This is a genomic window from uncultured Algibacter sp. (assembly GCF_947495675.1).
Taxonomy (GTDB): domain Bacteria; phylum Bacteroidota; class Bacteroidia; order Flavobacteriales; family Flavobacteriaceae; genus Algibacter_B.
In genome coordinates this window covers 62,051-79,046 of sequence record NZ_CANLZX010000005.1, presented here as the reverse complement: position 1 = coordinate 79,046, position 16,996 = coordinate 62,051, and the positions used below count along the sequence as shown (strand labels likewise).

Below are 16,996 nucleotides of genomic sequence, written 5' to 3'. Positions count from 1 at the left end.
TATTTAAGGCTTTACAGCTAAAACAACTTTAAATTTATTTCTGTTAGCTATATCCATTACTTTAACAACGTTTTTAACAGGTACTGTTTCTTCTGCTCTAAGAATAATAGTTGGTTGGTCTTGAGATGACAATACTGCCAATAACTCATTTTCTAAAACACTTTCGCCAACACGCTTTTGATCTATATAGTACGTTAAATCTTTTTTTATACTAACTGCAACAGATTTTTTATTTTCAGTTTTACCACTTGCTTTTGGTAATAAGATATCGATAGCATTTGTAGTAACTAAAGTTGAAGCAATCATAAAAAAGATAAGTAATAGAAATACAATATCTGTCATAGACGACATATTGAATTCTGGTGTAACCTTATTTCTTCCTCTAAAGTTCATACTATGTAGGTTCGTTTAAATGATCTAAAAACTCCAATGAATTTGCTTCCATTTGGTAAACAACTTTGTCGGTTTTAACCACCAAATGATTGTATGCCATATAAGCAACAATACCAACAATTAAACCAGCAACCGTAGTTGTCATAGCGGTATAAAGACCACTAGCCAAAACATCCATTTGAATGGTTCCGCCAGCATTGGCCAATTCAAATATTGCTAATATCATACCAACTACTGTACCTAAAAAACCTATCATTGGTGCAGCACCAGAAATAGTTGCTAGGACACTTACATTTTTTTCTAAACCGTAAATTTCTAACCGACCAGCGTTTTCAAGAGCAGTATTGATATCTGCAAGAGGTTTTCCAATTCTTGAAATACCTTTACCAATTAATCTAGATACTGGAGAATTTTGTTGAGCGCATAACATTTGGGCTGAATCAATTTTACCATTACTTACATGATCTTTTATTTGATTCATAAAGTTAGCATCAACTTGCGAAGCAGCTTTAATCGCAAAAATGCGCTCAAAATAAATATAGATTGCAGCAACGAGTAATAAAAACAGAACAGCAATTATAACTTGCCCTGCAACACCACCGCTACTTATTAATTCAATGATTGAAAGTGTTTTTTCAACAGATTCACCATCAGTTAGCACCTCTGTACTTTCTTGTGTGTTTTGTAATAATGTACTTAGCATATAATATTAATTTATTGCAAATGTATAACGCTTATTTTAATATTATAGTATAGCTAGTCTCTTTTTACGCTCACTTCTGCGAAAGCGAAAAATATTTACTTTATTTTTGACTAAAACAAAGTTCTAGTAAACATAAATGCAACTGCACCTACTAGGAAACCAACAAGAGCTAACCAAGCAATTTTTTTCAAGTACCAGAAAAAATCTATTTTTTCCATTCCCATAGCAACAACACCAGCTGCAGATCCTATGATTAACATACTTCCTCCTGTTCCTGCAGAGTAAGCAATAAAGTGCCACAATTCATTATCTATAGGCTCATGAAACATTCCTAAACTAGCAGCAACTAAAGGCACATTATCTATAACTGCAGAACCAACACCTAATAGCAATACTACAAGGTCTGAAACTCCTGTATGACCTTCTTGATGTAATTCTGTTCCTAACATAGGCATAGATTCTTGAAGAGAACCAGCAAAATTGAATAAAATACCTAAAGATTCTAAAGCAGCAACTGCCATTAAAATACCCAAGAAAAACAAAATACTAGGTAATTCTATTTTAGACAATGAGTAATGTACTGGACTATGCTGTGCATGCGCATCACTCTCTTCCGAGCCGTGCTCTGTTAAACTGAATTTAGAGCTACTATATATTTCGGCAAATATAGCTACTACTCCTAACGATAACATCATACCTACATAAGGAGGTAAATGTGTAACTACTTTAAATATTGGAACAAATATTATAGCCCCTAAACCTAAGTAAAGCATTGTACCACTAAACCTTGATTTCTTTTTTTCCACAATCTTCTCTACTTCTAATTCCCCTTTAAAGGCTGGTAAAAACGACGCTATAAATGTTGGTACTGCCATACATAAGAATGATGGTAATAATAAATAGCCTATTAAATGCCCAGTAGTTACCTTTTTGCCAATCCAAAGCATAGTTGTAGTAACATCTCCAATTGGAGACCAAGCACCACCAGCATTTGCAGCAATTATTATTAAACCTGCATACCATATACGCACGCTTCTGTCTTTTACTATTTTTTGCAAAATTGAAATTAAAACGATAGTTGCAGTTAGATTATCGATTATAGCAGACAAAATGAAAGCTAGAATAGCAAAAATCCAGAGTATTTTACTTTTTTTCTTAGTTTTTATAAAGTCCTTAATTGTAGAAAAACCATCAAAATAATCAATAATTTCAACAATAGTCATTGCCCCTAAAAGAAACACTAAAATCTCTGAGGTTTTACCTAAGTGATGTAGTAAAGTCTCTTCCATTAAATGCATCTTTTCTTCGGAGGCTAACCCTCCAAACCCTTCTAATAAAGAATGATTAGCTGAGTCGAACCATTGGGTAAAATCATCAATACCAAGCGCAATTAATGCCCAGCAAATAGCCATCATGACAAGTGCCGGAATTAGTTTATCTATTTTTATACTATGCTCTAAAGTAATGGCTAAATAGCCCATTATGAATACTAAGATAATTGCTGCTTCCATAAGTTTAATTAGTTAAATAAGTTGTTTAAGTGCTATTTCAAATGCGGTTGCACTAATTCCTGTTTTAGATTTATTTTTATTGTAAATTTTTTCTATTGCTTCTTTTATTCTATTTGATGTGTCGTTAAATATAGCCTCATCAGTCATTTGCACTTTGCGTTCCATAAAATATGCAAAAACACGTGCCATTCCACAGTTTGAAATAAAGTCTGGAATTAAACTCACCTTGTAATCGGTGTGTTCCATAATTGGCCCAAAGAAAATTTCTTTGTCAGCAAAAGGTACATTAGCACCACATGAAATAACTTCTAAACCACTATCAATCATTTCGTCAATTTGATGAATAGTTATAAGTCGCGAGGCTGCACAAGGTGCAAAAATCTCGGTTTTTAATGCCCATATTTTTTTATTAATTTCTTCAAAAGGGATTAAATTATCAGCTGCTAAGGTATTACCCTTCTTCGCAAGAAAAAAATGATTTATATCATTAAATGTAAATCCTTTTTCGTTTATTAAGCCTCCTGCAATATCTATAATTCCAACTATTTTAGCACCCATTTGAGACAAATAAAATGCCGCAGCTGCCCCTACATTTCCAAACCCTTGAACCACAGCTCTTTTACCTTTAACTGAACCTCCATATATATTGTAATATTGCTTAACAGCTTCGGCTACTCCAAAACCTGTAATCATATCGGCAATTGTATATTTTTTAGAAACATTGGGCGAATAATCTGGGTTTTCAATAACTTTTATAACCCCTTGTCGTAGTTGACCAATTCTGTTTATTTTATCGGCTTCAGTTGGTTTAAAATGCCCATTGAACACTCCTTCTTGCGGATGCCAAACACCACTCGCTTCAGTAATAGGAATAACCTCATGAATTTCATCAACATTTAAATCTCCACCGGTACCATAATAACTTTTTAACAATGGAGAAACAACAGCATACCATCTTTCTAAAACGCCTTTTTTTCTTGGGTCATTAGGATCAAAATTAATTCCAGATTTTGCACCACCAATAGCGGGACCAGAAACGGTAAATTTGATTTCCATAGTTTTTGCTAAAGATAAAACTTCATTCATATCAAGTCCTTTACGCATCCTTGTTCCTCCTCCTGCAGCTCCGCCACGAAGTGAATTGATAACGACCCACCCTTCTGCTTCTGTTTCAGAATCTCTCCAATTAAAGATTATTTCAGGTGTTTTATTTTCAAATTTTTTTAATAATTCTTTCATTCTATTTTCTTATTGAATCATGTATATATAACTTTATAATAGCTTTTACGATGGTAAGTCTAAGCGAAGTTATAATTGAGTCATATTGAAAATATTTTAATTATTAATCTAACAAATATAAAAAACTATAAACCCATTAAGATTAATTTTTAATTATTTTTATGGATAATAAATCTTACCTGAACTATGATTTTTTAAAGCGCCTGTTACGCTTTTCAAACAATTAACTTCATTTCTAAGTCTTAATATGCCTAAAAAACCAAATATGAGCGCTTCTTTAAATTCTACTAGATTATTGTCTGGAATTATAATTTCTGACTTTACATTCGATTTAATTTTTGAAATAACATATGAATTATAAGCACCGCCGCCTGTAACTAAAACTTTCGAGTTTTCTTTTATTACACTTGCTATTTGCTTGGCTATATGGTCTGAAAATGTTTTTAGCACATCCTTTTCATTTAACTTTAAAGTCTCTATAAATGGAAATATATTTTTATTTACCCACTCCAACCCTAAAGATTTTGGTGGTTTTTGTTGGTAAAACTCTAAGCTATCTAACATACTACTTAATGCCATTATACTTTTACCTGATGCTGCAATTTCTCCGCCTGCATCATAATTAAAACCTAACTGTTTTGCATATTTATTAAGTACTATATTAACTGGGCATACATCATAAGCTATGCGTTTATCGTTTAAAGTCATAGAAATATTTGCAAACCCTCCTAAATTCAAACAATATTCATATTCAGGGAACAACAATTTATCCCCAATAGGAACTAAAGGTGCTCCTTGCCCACCAAGTTTAACATCTTGAACTCTAAAATCGCACACAATTGTTTGATGCAATATTTTAGCTAAAAAAGGCATATTACCTATTTGATATGTCAAACCTTTTTCTGGCTGATGTAATGCTGTATGACCATGAGAACAAACGGCATCAATGTTTTTGATTTTATATTTTTCTATAAAACATTTAATTACATCTCCTACATGTTTAGTATACTCAACATCTATTGTTTTTAATTCATCTATAGAATTATTAATTAACCCCTTAAGCTTTTCGAACCAATAAAAAGGATATTCAATTGTTTCAGCATTTAATATCTTAAAACTCCAATTTTTATTGTAAAAAAACTTGGCATAAACTAAGTCTATTCCATCTAAAGAAGTGCCAGACATAACACCAATAACAAAATACTCATTTTTATCCATAAGAAGTAAAAGTAATCATCTTGTATAAATATAAAAACAATAATTAACTGAAATTAAATCATTGTTTTTTAAGAATTCACATTTAAAAGCTATATTTGTAAACATTATTCACAAAAAAGAACAATTTAATTACGAAATATGAATTTTAGTCTTTCAGAAGAACACATAATGATTAGAGATGCTGCTCGCGATTTTGCTAGAACAGAATTACTTCCTGGAGTGATTGAGCGGGATAACAAACAAGAATTTCCTCAAGAGCTTGTTAAAAAAATGGGGGATCTGGGTTTTTTAGGTATTATGGTTGATCCAAAATATGGAGGTAGCGGAATGGATGCTATATCTTATGTGCTTATCATGGAAGAATTATCGAAAATTGATGCTTCTGCCTCTGTAATAGTTTCTGTAAATAATTCGCTAGTTTGTTATGGTTTAGAATCCTACGGATCTGAAGAGCAAAAACAAAAATATTTAACAAAATTAGCTACAGGAGAGTCTGTTGGCGCTTTTTGCTTAAGTGAACCTGAAGCTGGTAGTGATGCCACATCACAACGAACAACAGCTATTGATAAAGGAGACCACTATATTATAAATGGTACAAAAAACTGGATTACAAATGGTGGACGAGCAGATATTTATATAGTTATAGCACAAACAGATAGAGATAAAGGCTCACATGGAATCAATGCATTTATTGTTGAAAAAGGCATGAAAGGTTTTGATATTGGACCAAAAGAAGACAAACTAGGAATACGAGGAAGCGATACGCACACACTTCAATTTAACGATGTTAAGGTACCAAAAGAAAACAGAATTGGTGTAAATGGTTCTGGATTCAGATTTGCCATGAAAACCCTTTCTGGCGGTCGTATTGGTATAGCAGCCCAAGCTCTTGGTATTGCAAGTGGTGCATATGAATTAGCACTTAAATACTCTAAAGAACGTAAAGCATTTGGAACAGAAATCTGCAACCATCAAGCTATTGCTTTTAAATTAGCAGACATGTATACAGATATTGAGGCTGCACGTATGATGGTTATGAAAGCCGCCTGGGATAAGGACCAAGGCAATAACTATGATAAGTCTAGCGCTATGGCAAAACTTTATGCATCAAAAGTGGCTATGGAACATACTGTAGAAGCTGTTCAAATTCATGGTGGTAATGGTTTTGTTAAAGAATACCACGTAGAACGATTAATGCGTGATGCAAAAATTACTCAGATATACGAAGGCACATCAGAAATACAAAAAATAGTTATTTCTAGAAGTTTAATTAAAGAATAACCGCATAGTTTCTCCATAAACTATACCTACTTTTAAAAAATCGCCAATTGATATATTTTATATATTTTTTGGCGATTTTTGTTAAGTTGCGTTAAAGCTTTCGACTTAATAAATTAGATTTCTATCTTTAGACAAAAATATTTTATGAGCAAAACATATTATGACCCCGCAGATCTCAGAAAATTTGGTAAAATTACCGAATGGAATGAAGAATTAGGCAATAAATTTTTTGAATATTATGGTAAAGTATTCGAAGATGGCGCACTAACTGCCCGCGAAAAATCACTAATCGCATTAGCCGTGGCTCATACAGAGCAATGCCCTTATTGTATAGATGCTTACACAAAAGATGGCTTACAACGCGGTGTAACCAAAGAAGAAATGATGGAAGCCATACACGTTGGCGCAGCTATTAAAAGCGGTGCAACTTTAGTTCATGGCGTGCAAATGATGAATAAAGTAAATAAGTTAGACGGTTAGTATTATTGTTATAAACATAAGGTATAATTTTACTACATAAGCACTCGATAGTAATTGTATTTGTGGTGTTACTTATGTACCCAATTAAATAATTCCCTACCCAATGTTTAAGTTCAAAAACGTTAAGAAGTAAAATATAATTAATGGCAACAAAGTCCCTACAAAAACGCGAAAGTAATTTAGCAAATAGTAATAGGCAATTAGAAATATTATCGAATGGTATTTTTCAAAACGGAGAATTACCAACTTTTAAAAATAAAATTTCCGAAACCAACCAATTTCCACTTAAAGCAAAAAAACTTGAAATCCTACAAATAAATGTTGGCTACATGTGTAATCAAGTTTGCGACCATTGTCATGTAGATGCAGGTCCAGATCGTAAAGAAATAATGACACGAGACACTATGTTACAATGTTTAGAAGTCATAAAAAATACAGAAGCACATACTTTAGATTTAACAGGAGGCGCACCAGAAATGAATCCAGATTTTCGTTGGTTTGTTGAAGAAGCAGCTAAAGCTGGCATTAAAGATTTTATTGTACGCTCTAATTTAACAATTATTAGAGCAAATAAGAAATTTTATGATTTACCAGAATTTTTTAAAAAACATAATGTCCACGTAGTAAGTTCTATGCCACATTGGACAAGAGGTAAAACTGATAAACAACGTGGAAATGGTGTTTTTGATGCTTCAATTAAAGCATTACAAGAATTAAACGCTATTGGCTATGGTATGCCAAACAGTAATCTAAAATTAGATTTAGTTTACAACCCTTCGGGTGCTTTTTTACCTAGCGACCAAGCTGCTATGGAAAAAGATTTTAAAAAAGCTTTATTAGAAGATTTTGATATTCAATTTCATAATTTATTTGCTATAACTAATTTACCAATCTCACGTTTTTTAGATTATTTGATAGCTTCAGAAAACTACGAAGACTACATGTATTCACTTGTAGAAGCTTACAACCCAACTGCTGTTAAAAACGTTATGTGTACAAACACAATTTCCATAAGTTGGGATGGTTATTTATTTGATTGCGATTTTAATCAAATGTTAAAATTACCAGTTAACAGTAAAGTAAAACATATATCAGAATACAACGAAGAACTATTAGTAGGACGAAACATTGTAATTTCGCAACATTGCTATGGCTGTACCGCAGGCGCAGGAAGTAGCTGTCAAGGTAGTGTTGCTTAAAAATAAATACATGAAAAATATTTTTTTACTCATATTCATAGGGGTTTCATTCTCAAGCTTTTCACAAAAAAAGCTATCAAAATTATTAAAACAGCAAAATACAGAGAGTATTCCTTATATTTCTATTGAAACACTTCAAAATGAAAAAGAGGATGTTATTTTATTAGATTCAAGAGAATTAAAAGAATTTAAAACCAGCCATCTAGAAAATGCTATTTGCGTTGGCTATGACTCTTTTAATCTTGATTCTGTTAAACCCAAATTACCCAATAAAAGTTCAAAAATAGTAGTGTATTGCTCTTTAGGAATAAGGTCTGAGGATATAGCCGAAAAGTTAAAAAAGGCAGGATACACCAATGTATTTAATTTATATGGTGGCATTTTTGAATGGAAGAATAACGATTTGGAGGTTTTAAATTCACAAGAAAAAGCAACAGATTCCATTCATACATTTTCAAAAACATGGAGTAAATGGCTAAAAAAAGGTGTTAAAGTTTATGAGTAAAGAATTAGTTATAGTTTTTGTAAAAAACATAAAACTAGGAAAAGTAAAAACTCGACTTGCAAAAACCATTGGCAACCAAGGTGCTTTTGAAGTTTATAGCGAGCTTGTTAATGTAACCGAAAAAGCCACTAATAATGTTTTAGTTGATAAACGCATTTATTTTTCTAATGCTGTTGTAAACTCAAAATGGAAGCAAGATTTTAAAACAACGCAGCAAGGACTAGATTTAGGTGAACGCATGAAAAACGCCTTTAAAACAGGTTTTGAAGATGGCTATAAACGAATCGTTTTAATAGGTTCAGACTTACCAGACATTACAGCTAAACACATCAATAAAGGATTAGAAGCTTTAACACAAAACGAAGTTGTTTTTGGACCAGCAGAAGACGGTGGTTATTACTTAATAGGCTTATCAAAAATGCACAATTTTGTGTTTGATAATAAGCCATGGAGTGAAACGCAATTATTAAAAGAAACCCTTAAAGAATTAAAAGAAAACTGCGTTACATTTACTACTTTAGATACTTTAAATGACATTGATACTTATGAAGATTTAATAGCTTCAAAATTTTATCAAACTAATATAAAATTACAAGAAAAAATTAAACAATTACATGATTAAATTAATAGAAGAAACAGTTGATTATTTAAAAGACAAAGGTTTTGAAAATCCTGAAATTGGTATTATTCTAGGCACGGGTCTAGGTCAACTTATTAACGATGTAAACATAATAAAAGAAGTTAGTTACAACCATATACCTAATTTCCCAACAGCTACTGTAGAATTTCATAAAGGTAAACTTATTTATGGCACCTTGGCTGGTAAAAAAGTTATTATAATGCAAGGGCGTTTTCATCTTTATGAAGATTATTCACTACAAGATGTAACTTACCCTGTTCGTATTATGGAAAAACTTGGTATCCATACATTACTAGTTTCCAATGCCGCTGGAGCTATAAACCTTAATTTCAAAAAAGGAGAATTAATGCTTATTGAAGACCATTTAAATCTTCAAGGAAGTTCGCCCTTAGCTTTTAAAGGAGTTGAAAAACTTGGCGAACGTTTTGCTGATATGAGTGCTCCTTATAACACCGAAATTAACACAAAATTTAAAGCTATTGCAAAAGCTAATAACATTAAGTTACATGAAGGTGTTTATGCAAGTGTTTTTGGTCCACAATTAGAAACCAGAGCAGAGTACCGTATGTTAAAAATATTAGGTGCCGATGCTGTTGGAATGAGCACAGTACCAGAAATTATAGTGGCAAATCATTTAAACTTAAAAGCAGCCGCTGTATCTGTTTTAACAGATGAATGCGACCCAGACAACTTAGCACCTGTTGATATTTCAGAAATTATTGCCATGGCAGGCAAAGCAGAACCAGAAATGGTTACCTTATTTAAAGAATTAATTAGCACATTATAACACACTATTTAATAGCATGAGCACATATTTAGAAACAACCCACGACGTATATAAAGAAGCAGCCTTAACTCCAGATGTTGGCTTATGTTGCACCACAAACCCAATTTGGGAATTACCGGGTTTAAAAATACCAAAAATCATGCAAGAGATGAACTACGGTTGTGGCTCAACAGTACATGCTCGCGATTTAACAAACAATCCCAAAATGTTATATGTTGGAGTTGGTGGCGGTATGGAATTATTACAATTCGCTTATTTTAACCGTCAAAAAAATGGTGTAATAGGTATTGATGTTGTTGATGAAATGCTAGAAGCTTCTAGAAAAAACTTTATTGAAGCTGAAGCTGAAAATGACTGGTTTAAAAGTGAATTTGTTGATCTTAAAAAAGGAGATGCCATGAATTTACCAGTTGAAGATAATAGTATTGACGTTGCTGCTCAAAATTGTTTGTTTAATATTTTTAAAGCAGATGATTTAAAGAAAGCCATTGAAGAAATGTATCGTGTATTAAAACCACATGGCAGATTAGTTATGAGTGATCCTACTTGCGAACAAGATATGAATGACACTTTACGTAATGATGAAAGATTGCGAGCATTATGCCTTAGTGGTAGTTTACCAATTAAAGATTACGTAAAAGCTTTAACTGATGCTGGTTTTGGTACTATTGAAATTCGTGCTAGAAAACCTTACCGAATTTTAGACCCAAAAAATTACCCAACAGACGAACTAATTTATATAGAATCCATTGAGGTTGCTGCCATTAAAGACCCAATGCCAGAAGATGGTCCATGTATATTTACCGGAAAAGCGGCCATTTATTTTGGTAATGAAGATTATTTTGATGACAAAAAAGGACACGTGTTACTTAAAAACCAACCTATTGCCATTTGCGACAAAACCGCTGGAGATATAGCTGCTTTAGGCAGAGATGATATTTTTATTAGCGAATCTACTTACCATTACGATGGTGGAGGTTGTTGTTAAATAAATATCAATTTATTGATTACTTTTTTTATGAAATACTTTAGTTTCATTTTTATAATTTGTTTTTTTTATGCCTGTTCGAGTACAAAGAATGCTACAAATAGTACTCCACAAAAAACCAATATATCTAAAATTGTTACTAAAACAAAAGATACTATTTCAGAAAAAGTAACAACTATTGATACAGAAATAAAAAAAAGTGATTCTTTAGTTATTGATTATGAATTCAAACCAATAAAAGACACGATAAAAAAACCTAACCATGATAGTTTTACTAAACTTTTAAAAAAATATGTTACCAATGAAGGCTTAGTTAATTATAAAAGTTTTAAAAAGGAACAAATACTTTTACAAAAGTACATTTCTCATTTAGGGGAAATTATGCCAACTAATAATTGGACAAATAACGAAAAATTAGCGTATTGGATAAATGCCTATAACGCTATGACTATAGATTTAATTTTACGTTATTACCCATTAAAAAGCATTAAAGACATTAAAAAACCTTGGGACAAGCGTTTTTGGAAACTTGGCAATAAATGGTATAACCTAAATGAAATCGAGCATGATATATTAAGAAAAATGAATGAACCAAGAATTCATTTTGCTATTGTTTGTGCATCATACTCCTGCCCAAAACTGAATAATATTGCTTTTACGTCTCATCACTTAAACAACCAATTAACAAAGGCGACTAAAGAATTTTTAAGCGATTCAAATAGAAATGAAATATCTAAAAACGATATAAAGTTGTCAAAAATATTTCAATGGTTCTCAAAAGATTTTAAACAAAATGGTAATTTAATTGATTTCTTAATCACATACTCTTCTGTAGAAATTTCTGAAAAAGCAAAAACAAGTTTCAAAGATTACAACTGGGATTTGAATGAATAAACACAAATGATAAAACATCAAATATCCATAATCATCCCTACTTTAAATGAAGAAAAATATATTGCTAAATTACTAGAACACTTACTTCTTTTTTCATCTTCAAAATTAATTTCAGAAATCATAGTTGTTGATGGAGGAAGTGCTGATAACACTAGAAATATTGTTGAAGCATTTTCTAAAATAAACTCAATTAAAAACATAAAAGCATTTAACTATATTGACAGTAATTCATTAAAAAATAAATTAATTTCAACAGAAACAAACAAAACAAAAATCATCCTTTTAAATTCTGAAAAAGGACGTGCCAAACAAATGAATTCTGGTGTTAAATCATCAACAGGTAATATCCTTTATTTTTTGCATGCAGACTCTTTACCTCCTAAAAATTTCGACCAATTTATTATAAATAAAGTTAAAAAAAACAATAATGCAGGATGTTTTAAAATGCAATTTAACAGTAACCATTGGTGGTTAAAACTAACTGGTTGGCTAACCAAATTTAATTGGCGTGTTTGTCGTGGTGGTGACCAAAGTCAATTTATAACAAAAACACTTTTTAATGATATTGGTGGTTTTGATGAGAACTATCTCATTTACGAAGACAACATTTTAATTAACGAGTTGTATGCCAGAAAAGAATTTGTAGTAATAAATAAAACATTAAAAACATCTGCCAGAATGTTTAGAAAACATGGCGTTTGGAAACTACAATATTTCTATTTAAATATTTATATAAAAAAATGGTTTGGTGCCAATGCCAACGAATTGTATAATTATTACAAGAATAATATTAGTTAGAGTTTATTTATTCCTACCCTTTTCATTTGGATATAAAGCAGGCAAATTATCACTTTGATACACATCCTTAGTATCAACATTAACAACAGACAACTTACCTGTAAAGGCAGCACCTGTATCAATATTCCAAACGTTTACAGCATTCATTGGTGTACTACAATTAAAATTTATTGTTGGGGTGTGCCCAATATAAATTTCTCTATAATGCTTTAATCTATTAGGATAAATTGGAGAATCTTTTTCAATGTTTTTATCCATAGTTAAAGCCATTTCCCAAAGTGTCCTATCAAAGTATAAAGTCGTTTCAAAAACCTCTTTACTAACACCATGCATGGAAGTAAAACCAGCATGCAGAAACAACCTATTTTCTTCATCTAAATAATAAAGTGGCATATTCTCAAAGAAATCTAAATGTGCTTTTTTATCCTGTTTAGAAAAACTACTATAGCTTTCTATGGTTTCTTTACCTCCATGCATATACCATACAGGATTTACCTCACCACTTTTTAACCATTCTTCACACCAAACATCATGATTACCTTTTATAAAAACACATTTTATTTTTTCAGAAAGTTCAATTAAAAACTTAATAACTTGGGCCGACTCACTCCAACCATCCACATAATCCCCAACAAAAATCAAAGTATCTTCATCTTTAATCTCTACCTTATTTAAAACTTGAATCAAAGCTTTTAAACCTCCGTGAATATCTCCTACTGCAAAAACACGCATACTTAATTATTTTGTTTGCTAAAATAATAGAATACATCAAAAACAATTTATTTCAACATCATTTTTTTGATTAAATATGTGTTCTTTCCATTTTTTAATTAATGTAGCACTCAATATAGCAAGACTTTAACTATATTTAGTAGAATTTTTCAGTCATTAAAACCGTAAATACATTGAAAATAAAAAAAGTACTTGTAGCCAACCGTGGAGAAATTGCCATTAGAATATTTAGAGCTTGCACCGAAATAAACGTAAAAACTATTGGTATTTACACTTATGAAGACCGTTATTCTTTACACAGATACAAATCTGATGAATCCTACCAAATAGGAGAAGACAACGAACCTTTAAAACCTTATTTAAATATTGATAGAATTATTAAAGTTGCCTTAGAAAATGGCGCAGACGCTATTCACCCTGGTTACGGCTTTTTATCTGAAAATGCAGATTTTGCCCAAGCTTGTGAAAATAATGGCATTATATTTATTGGTCCTAAAGTATCTGTATTAAAATCTTTAGGTGATAAAATCACAGCTAAGCAAGTAGCTGTTGATAATAACATCCCAATAATCCTAAGCAACAAAAAGCCTTTAAAAGATATTAAGACTGCAATATCGGAGGCTAAAAAAATTGGATACCCCATAATGCTAAAAGCTGCTTCTGGCGGTGGTGGCCGAGGCATGCGAGTTATTAGAAAAGAAGATGAATTAAAAGGTGCTTTTAACGAAAGTAAACGTGAAGCTTTAAATGCTTTTGGAGATGATACTGTATTTTTAGAAAAATTTGTAGAAAACCCAAAGCATATAGAAATTCAAATTGTAGCTGATAGTCATGGAAACATGGTACACTTATTTGAACGTGATTGCTCGGTACAAAGGCGCTACCAAAAAGTAATTGAATTTGCACCGTCTTATGGATTAAAAGATGACACAAAACAAGCTCTTTACAACTATGCCATTAAAATATGTAAAGCAGTAAACTATAACAATATAGGCACAGTTGAGTTTTTAGTAGACGATGATAATTCTATTTATTTCATTGAAGTAAACCCTAGGGTTCAAGTAGAACATACAGTAACTGAAGTTATAACAAATATTGATTTAATTAAAACACAATTATTTATTGCTGGTGGATATAAGCTGTCTGATGAACAAATAAAAATTCCAAATCAAGATGCTATAAAAATAAGTGGTTACGCTCTACAATGTCGAATCACTACTGAAGATCCTCAAAACGATTTTAAACCAGATTACGGAACTGTCTCTGCTTATAGGAGCGCCTCTGGATTTGGAATTAGATTAGATGCAGGCAGCATTTACCAAGGTGCTAAAATTTCACCATTTTTTGATTCGATGTTAGTAAAAGTAACTGCACATGGCAGAACTTTAGATGGTGCCAGCAGAAAAATACGTCGTGCTTTAGCAGAATTTAGAATTAGAGGTGTAAAAACAAACATGCCTTTTCTTGATAACATATTACAACACAATACTTTTAGACAAGGTAAAGTAACTGTAAATTTTATTAAGTCTAATCCAGACTTGTTTATTTTTAAAGCGCCGAGAAATAGAGCAACAAAATTAATAACTTATATAGGAGATGTTATTATAAATGGAAACCCCGATGTAAAGAAAATAGACCACACTAAAACGTTTATTAAACCAAAAGTACCAAAATTTAATGCGAGTACTAATTATACTAAGGGCACTAAAGACTTACTAACTAAGCTAGGACCCGAAAAATTTTCGCAATGGTTATTAAATGAAAAAAAAGTTCATTTTACAGATACTACCATGCGTGATGCACACCAAAGTTTATTAGCAACAAGAATGCGTACTTATGATATGCTAAAAGTTGCTGAAGGATACGCAAAAAACCATCCAGATATTTTTAGCATGGAAGTTTGGGGTGGTGCTACTTTTGATGTTTGCTTACGTTTTTTACAAGAAAACCCTTGGGAACGCCTTAGATTACTACGTAAAGCTATGCCTAATTTACTTTTACAAATGCTAATTCGTGGCTCAAATGGTGTTGGGTATAAAGCCTATTCTGATAATTTAATAGGCGAATTTGTAGAACAATCATGGGAAAATGGCGTAGATGTTTTTAGGATTTTTGACTCCCTAAACTGGATGAAATCTCTTGGCCCATGCATAGAACATGTTCGGACAAGAACTAATGGTTTAGCTGAAGGGTCTATTTGTTACACTAACGATATTTTAAATCCTGAAAACACGAAATATAATTTAGATTATTACGTAAATCTTGCCAAAGAAATTGAAGGTGCTGGCGCACATATTTTAGGTGTAAAAGATATGGCTGGCTTACTTAAACCGTATGCTGCCTTCGAACTTATTTCTGCTTTAAAATCTGAATTAAAAATTCCAATTCATTTACATACACACGACACCTCATCTATACAATCTGCAACTTATTTAAAGGCTATTGAGGCTGGTGTTGATGTTGTAGACGTTGCCCTTGGCGGTCTCTCAGGGCTAACTTCGCAACCCAACTTTAACTCGGTTGTAGAAATGTTGAAATTTCAAGATAGAGCTAGTACAATCAACATAGACTCTTTAAACGAATATTCAAATTACTGGGAAGCTGTTCGCGAATTGTATTATCCTTTTGAATCTGGATTAAAAGCAGGCTCAGGAGAGGTTTTTAAACACGAAATTCCTGGCGGACAATACTCAAACCTTAAACCACAAGCCCAAGCCTTAGGATTAGAAGACCGTTTTCATGAAATCACCAAAATGTATGGTGAAGTAAACACGCTTTTTGGTGATATCATTAAAGTAACTCCAAGCTCTAAAGTAGTTGGAGACATGGCACAATATTTAGTAAGTAACAACTTAACCATACAAGATGTTATTGAACGTGGAGACACTATTTCTTTTCCACAGTCTGTTGTTGATTTATTTAAAGGTGAATTAGGACAACCTGTAGGAGGCTTTCCAAAAACACTTCAAAAACTCGTTTTAAAAAATCAGGAACCATACACAGATAGACCAAACGCACACATTCCAGCATTAGATATTGATACAGAATATAAAGCATTCAAAAAAATATTTGAGAATGATTTAAGCAGAAAAATTGATTACACAGACTTTCTATCTTATCAACTCTACCCTAAGGTATTTACAGATGCTTATAACAAGCATTTAAAGTATGACAACCTAATGAATTTGCCAACAAAAAATTTCTTTTATGGCATGGAAATAGGAGAAGAAATTATAATTGAATTAGATAAAGGTAAAACACTACTGGTTACATTAGATTCTATTGGAAAAGCAAATAACGATGGGATGGTAACCGTTTATTTTAAAGTAAACGGACAAGGTAGAAGTGTAGAAATAAAAGACACATCAATTAAAATTGATAAAGTTGAAAACGCTAAAGCTGATAAGGCGGATGTTAACCAAATAGGCGCACCATTACAAGGTATGCTATCTACTATTTTAGTGAAGCGTGGTGAAAAGGTAGTAAAAAACCAACCTTTATTTATCATTGAAGCTATGAAAATGGAAACCACCATAACTGCAACAACAGATGCTACTGTAAAGAAAATTGTTTTAAAAACTGGGTTTATGGTAAATTCTGAAGATTTGGTAGTTGTATTGGAATAATT

The 16,996-nt window shown here is 31.8% G+C and carries 16 protein-coding genes; 10 read left to right on the top strand and 6 right to left on the bottom strand.

All coding sequences use genetic code 11. The annotated features are described in order from the left end of the window. Nucleotides 1-3 precede the first annotated feature (3 nt). From Q0842_RS05235 to Q0842_RS05215, 5 genes are all read right to left on the bottom strand, one after another. A complete protein-coding gene (locus Q0842_RS05235) occupies nucleotides 4-393 on the bottom strand; it encodes a biopolymer transporter ExbD (protein WP_298495116.1) in 390 nt (129 codons plus the stop codon). Between the two features lies 1 nt (nucleotide 394). Continuing rightward, nucleotides 395-1,096, bottom strand: coding sequence for a MotA/TolQ/ExbB proton channel family protein (locus tag Q0842_RS05230; RefSeq protein ID WP_298495113.1), 702 nt, complete (start codon nucleotides 1,094-1,096; stop codon nucleotides 395-397). Nucleotides 1,097-1,206: 110 nt separating this feature from the next. Then, on the bottom strand, nucleotides 1,207-2,607 hold the full coding sequence (nhaD, locus tag Q0842_RS05225) for a sodium:proton antiporter NhaD (protein WP_298495111.1): 1,401 nt from the start codon (nucleotides 2,605-2,607) through the stop codon (nucleotides 1,207-1,209). A gap of 12 nt (nucleotides 2,608-2,619) precedes the next feature. Beyond that, the gene (locus Q0842_RS05220) at nucleotides 2,620-3,846 is read right to left on the bottom strand and encodes a Glu/Leu/Phe/Val dehydrogenase dimerization domain-containing protein (protein ID WP_298495109.1); all 1,227 of its coding nucleotides are present in this window, start codon (nucleotides 3,844-3,846) and stop codon (nucleotides 2,620-2,622) included. Between the two features lie 159 nt (nucleotides 3,847-4,005). After that, nucleotides 4,006-5,064 carry an anhydro-N-acetylmuramic acid kinase gene (locus Q0842_RS05215; RefSeq protein WP_298495106.1) on the bottom strand — a complete coding sequence of 353 codons (1,059 nt, stop codon included), beginning with the start codon at nucleotides 5,062-5,064 and terminating at the stop codon, nucleotides 4,006-4,008. Nucleotides 5,065-5,202: 138 nt separating this feature from the next. Here Q0842_RS05215 and Q0842_RS05210 point away from each other — a divergent pair, with 138 nt between their 5' ends. From Q0842_RS05210 to Q0842_RS05170, 9 genes are all read left to right on the top strand, one after another. After that, complete coding sequence (locus Q0842_RS05210; protein WP_298495104.1) at nucleotides 5,203-6,345, top strand: acyl-CoA dehydrogenase; 1,143 nt, start codon at nucleotides 5,203-5,205, stop codon at nucleotides 6,343-6,345. A 144-nt stretch (nucleotides 6,346-6,489) separates the two neighbouring features. After that, nucleotides 6,490-6,825, top strand: a complete 336-nt coding sequence (locus tag Q0842_RS05205; protein ID WP_092847926.1) for an arsenosugar biosynthesis-associated peroxidase-like protein — start codon at nucleotides 6,490-6,492, stop codon at nucleotides 6,823-6,825. A gap of 143 nt (nucleotides 6,826-6,968) precedes the next feature. Continuing rightward, nucleotides 6,969-8,024 (top strand): arsenosugar biosynthesis radical SAM (seleno)protein ArsS, encoded by a 1,056-nt coding sequence (gene arsS, locus Q0842_RS05200; protein WP_298495099.1) that lies wholly within the window; start codon nucleotides 6,969-6,971, stop codon nucleotides 8,022-8,024. 10 nt (nucleotides 8,025-8,034) lie between these two features. Next, a complete protein-coding gene (locus Q0842_RS05195; RefSeq protein ID WP_298495097.1) occupies nucleotides 8,035-8,529 on the top strand; it encodes a rhodanese-like domain-containing protein in 495 nt (164 codons plus the stop codon). Beyond that, nucleotides 8,522-9,151 carry a TIGR04282 family arsenosugar biosynthesis glycosyltransferase gene (locus Q0842_RS05190; protein ID WP_298495095.1) on the top strand — a complete coding sequence of 210 codons (630 nt, stop codon included), beginning with the start codon at nucleotides 8,522-8,524 and terminating at the stop codon, nucleotides 9,149-9,151. The genes Q0842_RS05195 and Q0842_RS05190 overlap by 8 nt, the downstream gene beginning before the upstream one ends. After that, nucleotides 9,144-9,956 (top strand): purine-nucleoside phosphorylase, encoded by an 813-nt coding sequence (locus Q0842_RS05185; protein WP_298495092.1) that lies wholly within the window; start codon nucleotides 9,144-9,146, stop codon nucleotides 9,954-9,956. Before Q0842_RS05190 ends, Q0842_RS05185 begins: the two co-directional genes overlap by 8 nt. Before the next feature lie 16 nt (nucleotides 9,957-9,972). Next, the gene (gene arsM / locus Q0842_RS05180; RefSeq protein WP_298495089.1) at nucleotides 9,973-10,944 is read left to right on the top strand and encodes an arsenosugar biosynthesis arsenite methyltransferase ArsM; all 972 of its coding nucleotides are present in this window, start codon (nucleotides 9,973-9,975) and stop codon (nucleotides 10,942-10,944) included. A 30-nt stretch (nucleotides 10,945-10,974) separates the two neighbouring features. Next, nucleotides 10,975-11,838 carry a DUF547 domain-containing protein gene (locus tag Q0842_RS05175; protein ID WP_298495087.1) on the top strand — a complete coding sequence of 288 codons (864 nt, stop codon included), beginning with the start codon at nucleotides 10,975-10,977 and terminating at the stop codon, nucleotides 11,836-11,838. Between the two features lie 6 nt (nucleotides 11,839-11,844). Next, nucleotides 11,845-12,636, top strand: coding sequence for a TIGR04283 family arsenosugar biosynthesis glycosyltransferase (locus Q0842_RS05170; protein WP_298495083.1), 792 nt, complete (start codon nucleotides 11,845-11,847; stop codon nucleotides 12,634-12,636). A gap of 3 nt (nucleotides 12,637-12,639) precedes the next feature. On the opposite strand, the gene Q0842_RS05165 is transcribed toward Q0842_RS05170, so the two are convergent. Then, on the bottom strand, nucleotides 12,640-13,368 hold the full coding sequence (locus Q0842_RS05165; RefSeq protein ID WP_298495081.1) for a metallophosphoesterase family protein: 729 nt from the start codon (nucleotides 13,366-13,368) through the stop codon (nucleotides 12,640-12,642). A gap of 173 nt (nucleotides 13,369-13,541) precedes the next feature. On the opposite strand from Q0842_RS05165, the gene Q0842_RS05160 reads away from it, so the two are divergent. Continuing rightward, nucleotides 13,542-16,994 (top strand): pyruvate carboxylase, encoded by a 3,453-nt coding sequence (locus Q0842_RS05160; RefSeq protein WP_298495079.1) that lies wholly within the window; start codon nucleotides 13,542-13,544, stop codon nucleotides 16,992-16,994. The last annotated feature ends 2 nt before the right edge of the window (nucleotides 16,995-16,996 follow it).

Bases quoted from the DNA above. Each gene is read 5' to 3' on its own strand.
- Q0842_RS05235 (WP_298495116.1), bottom strand. From the start codon at position 393: ATGAACTTTAGAGGAAGAAATAAGGTTACACCAGAATTCAATATGTCG.
- Q0842_RS05230 (WP_298495113.1), bottom strand. From the start codon at position 1,096: ATGCTAAGTACATTATTACAAAACACACAAGAAAGTACAGAGGTGCTA.
- nhaD (WP_298495111.1), bottom strand. From the start codon at position 2,607: ATGGAAGCAGCAATTATCTTAGTATTCATAATGGGCTATTTAGCCATT.
- Q0842_RS05220 (WP_298495109.1), bottom strand. From the start codon at position 3,846: ATGAAAGAATTATTAAAAAAATTTGAAAATAAAACACCTGAAATAATC.
- Q0842_RS05215 (WP_298495106.1), bottom strand. From the start codon at position 5,064: ATGGATAAAAATGAGTATTTTGTTATTGGTGTTATGTCTGGCACTTCT.
- Q0842_RS05210 (WP_298495104.1), top strand. From the start codon at position 5,203: ATGAATTTTAGTCTTTCAGAAGAACACATAATGATTAGAGATGCTGCT.
- Q0842_RS05205 (WP_092847926.1), top strand. From the start codon at position 6,490: ATGAGCAAAACATATTATGACCCCGCAGATCTCAGAAAATTTGGTAAA.
- arsS (WP_298495099.1), top strand. From the start codon at position 6,969: ATGGCAACAAAGTCCCTACAAAAACGCGAAAGTAATTTAGCAAATAGT.
- Q0842_RS05195 (WP_298495097.1), top strand. From the start codon at position 8,035: ATGAAAAATATTTTTTTACTCATATTCATAGGGGTTTCATTCTCAAGC.
- Q0842_RS05190 (WP_298495095.1), top strand. From the start codon at position 8,522: ATGAGTAAAGAATTAGTTATAGTTTTTGTAAAAAACATAAAACTAGGA.
- Q0842_RS05185 (WP_298495092.1), top strand. From the start codon at position 9,144: ATGATTAAATTAATAGAAGAAACAGTTGATTATTTAAAAGACAAAGGT.
- arsM (WP_298495089.1), top strand. From the start codon at position 9,973: ATGAGCACATATTTAGAAACAACCCACGACGTATATAAAGAAGCAGCC.
- Q0842_RS05175 (WP_298495087.1), top strand. From the start codon at position 10,975: ATGAAATACTTTAGTTTCATTTTTATAATTTGTTTTTTTTATGCCTGT.
- Q0842_RS05170 (WP_298495083.1), top strand. From the start codon at position 11,845: ATGATAAAACATCAAATATCCATAATCATCCCTACTTTAAATGAAGAA.
- Q0842_RS05165 (WP_298495081.1), bottom strand. From the start codon at position 13,368: ATGCGTGTTTTTGCAGTAGGAGATATTCACGGAGGTTTAAAAGCTTTG.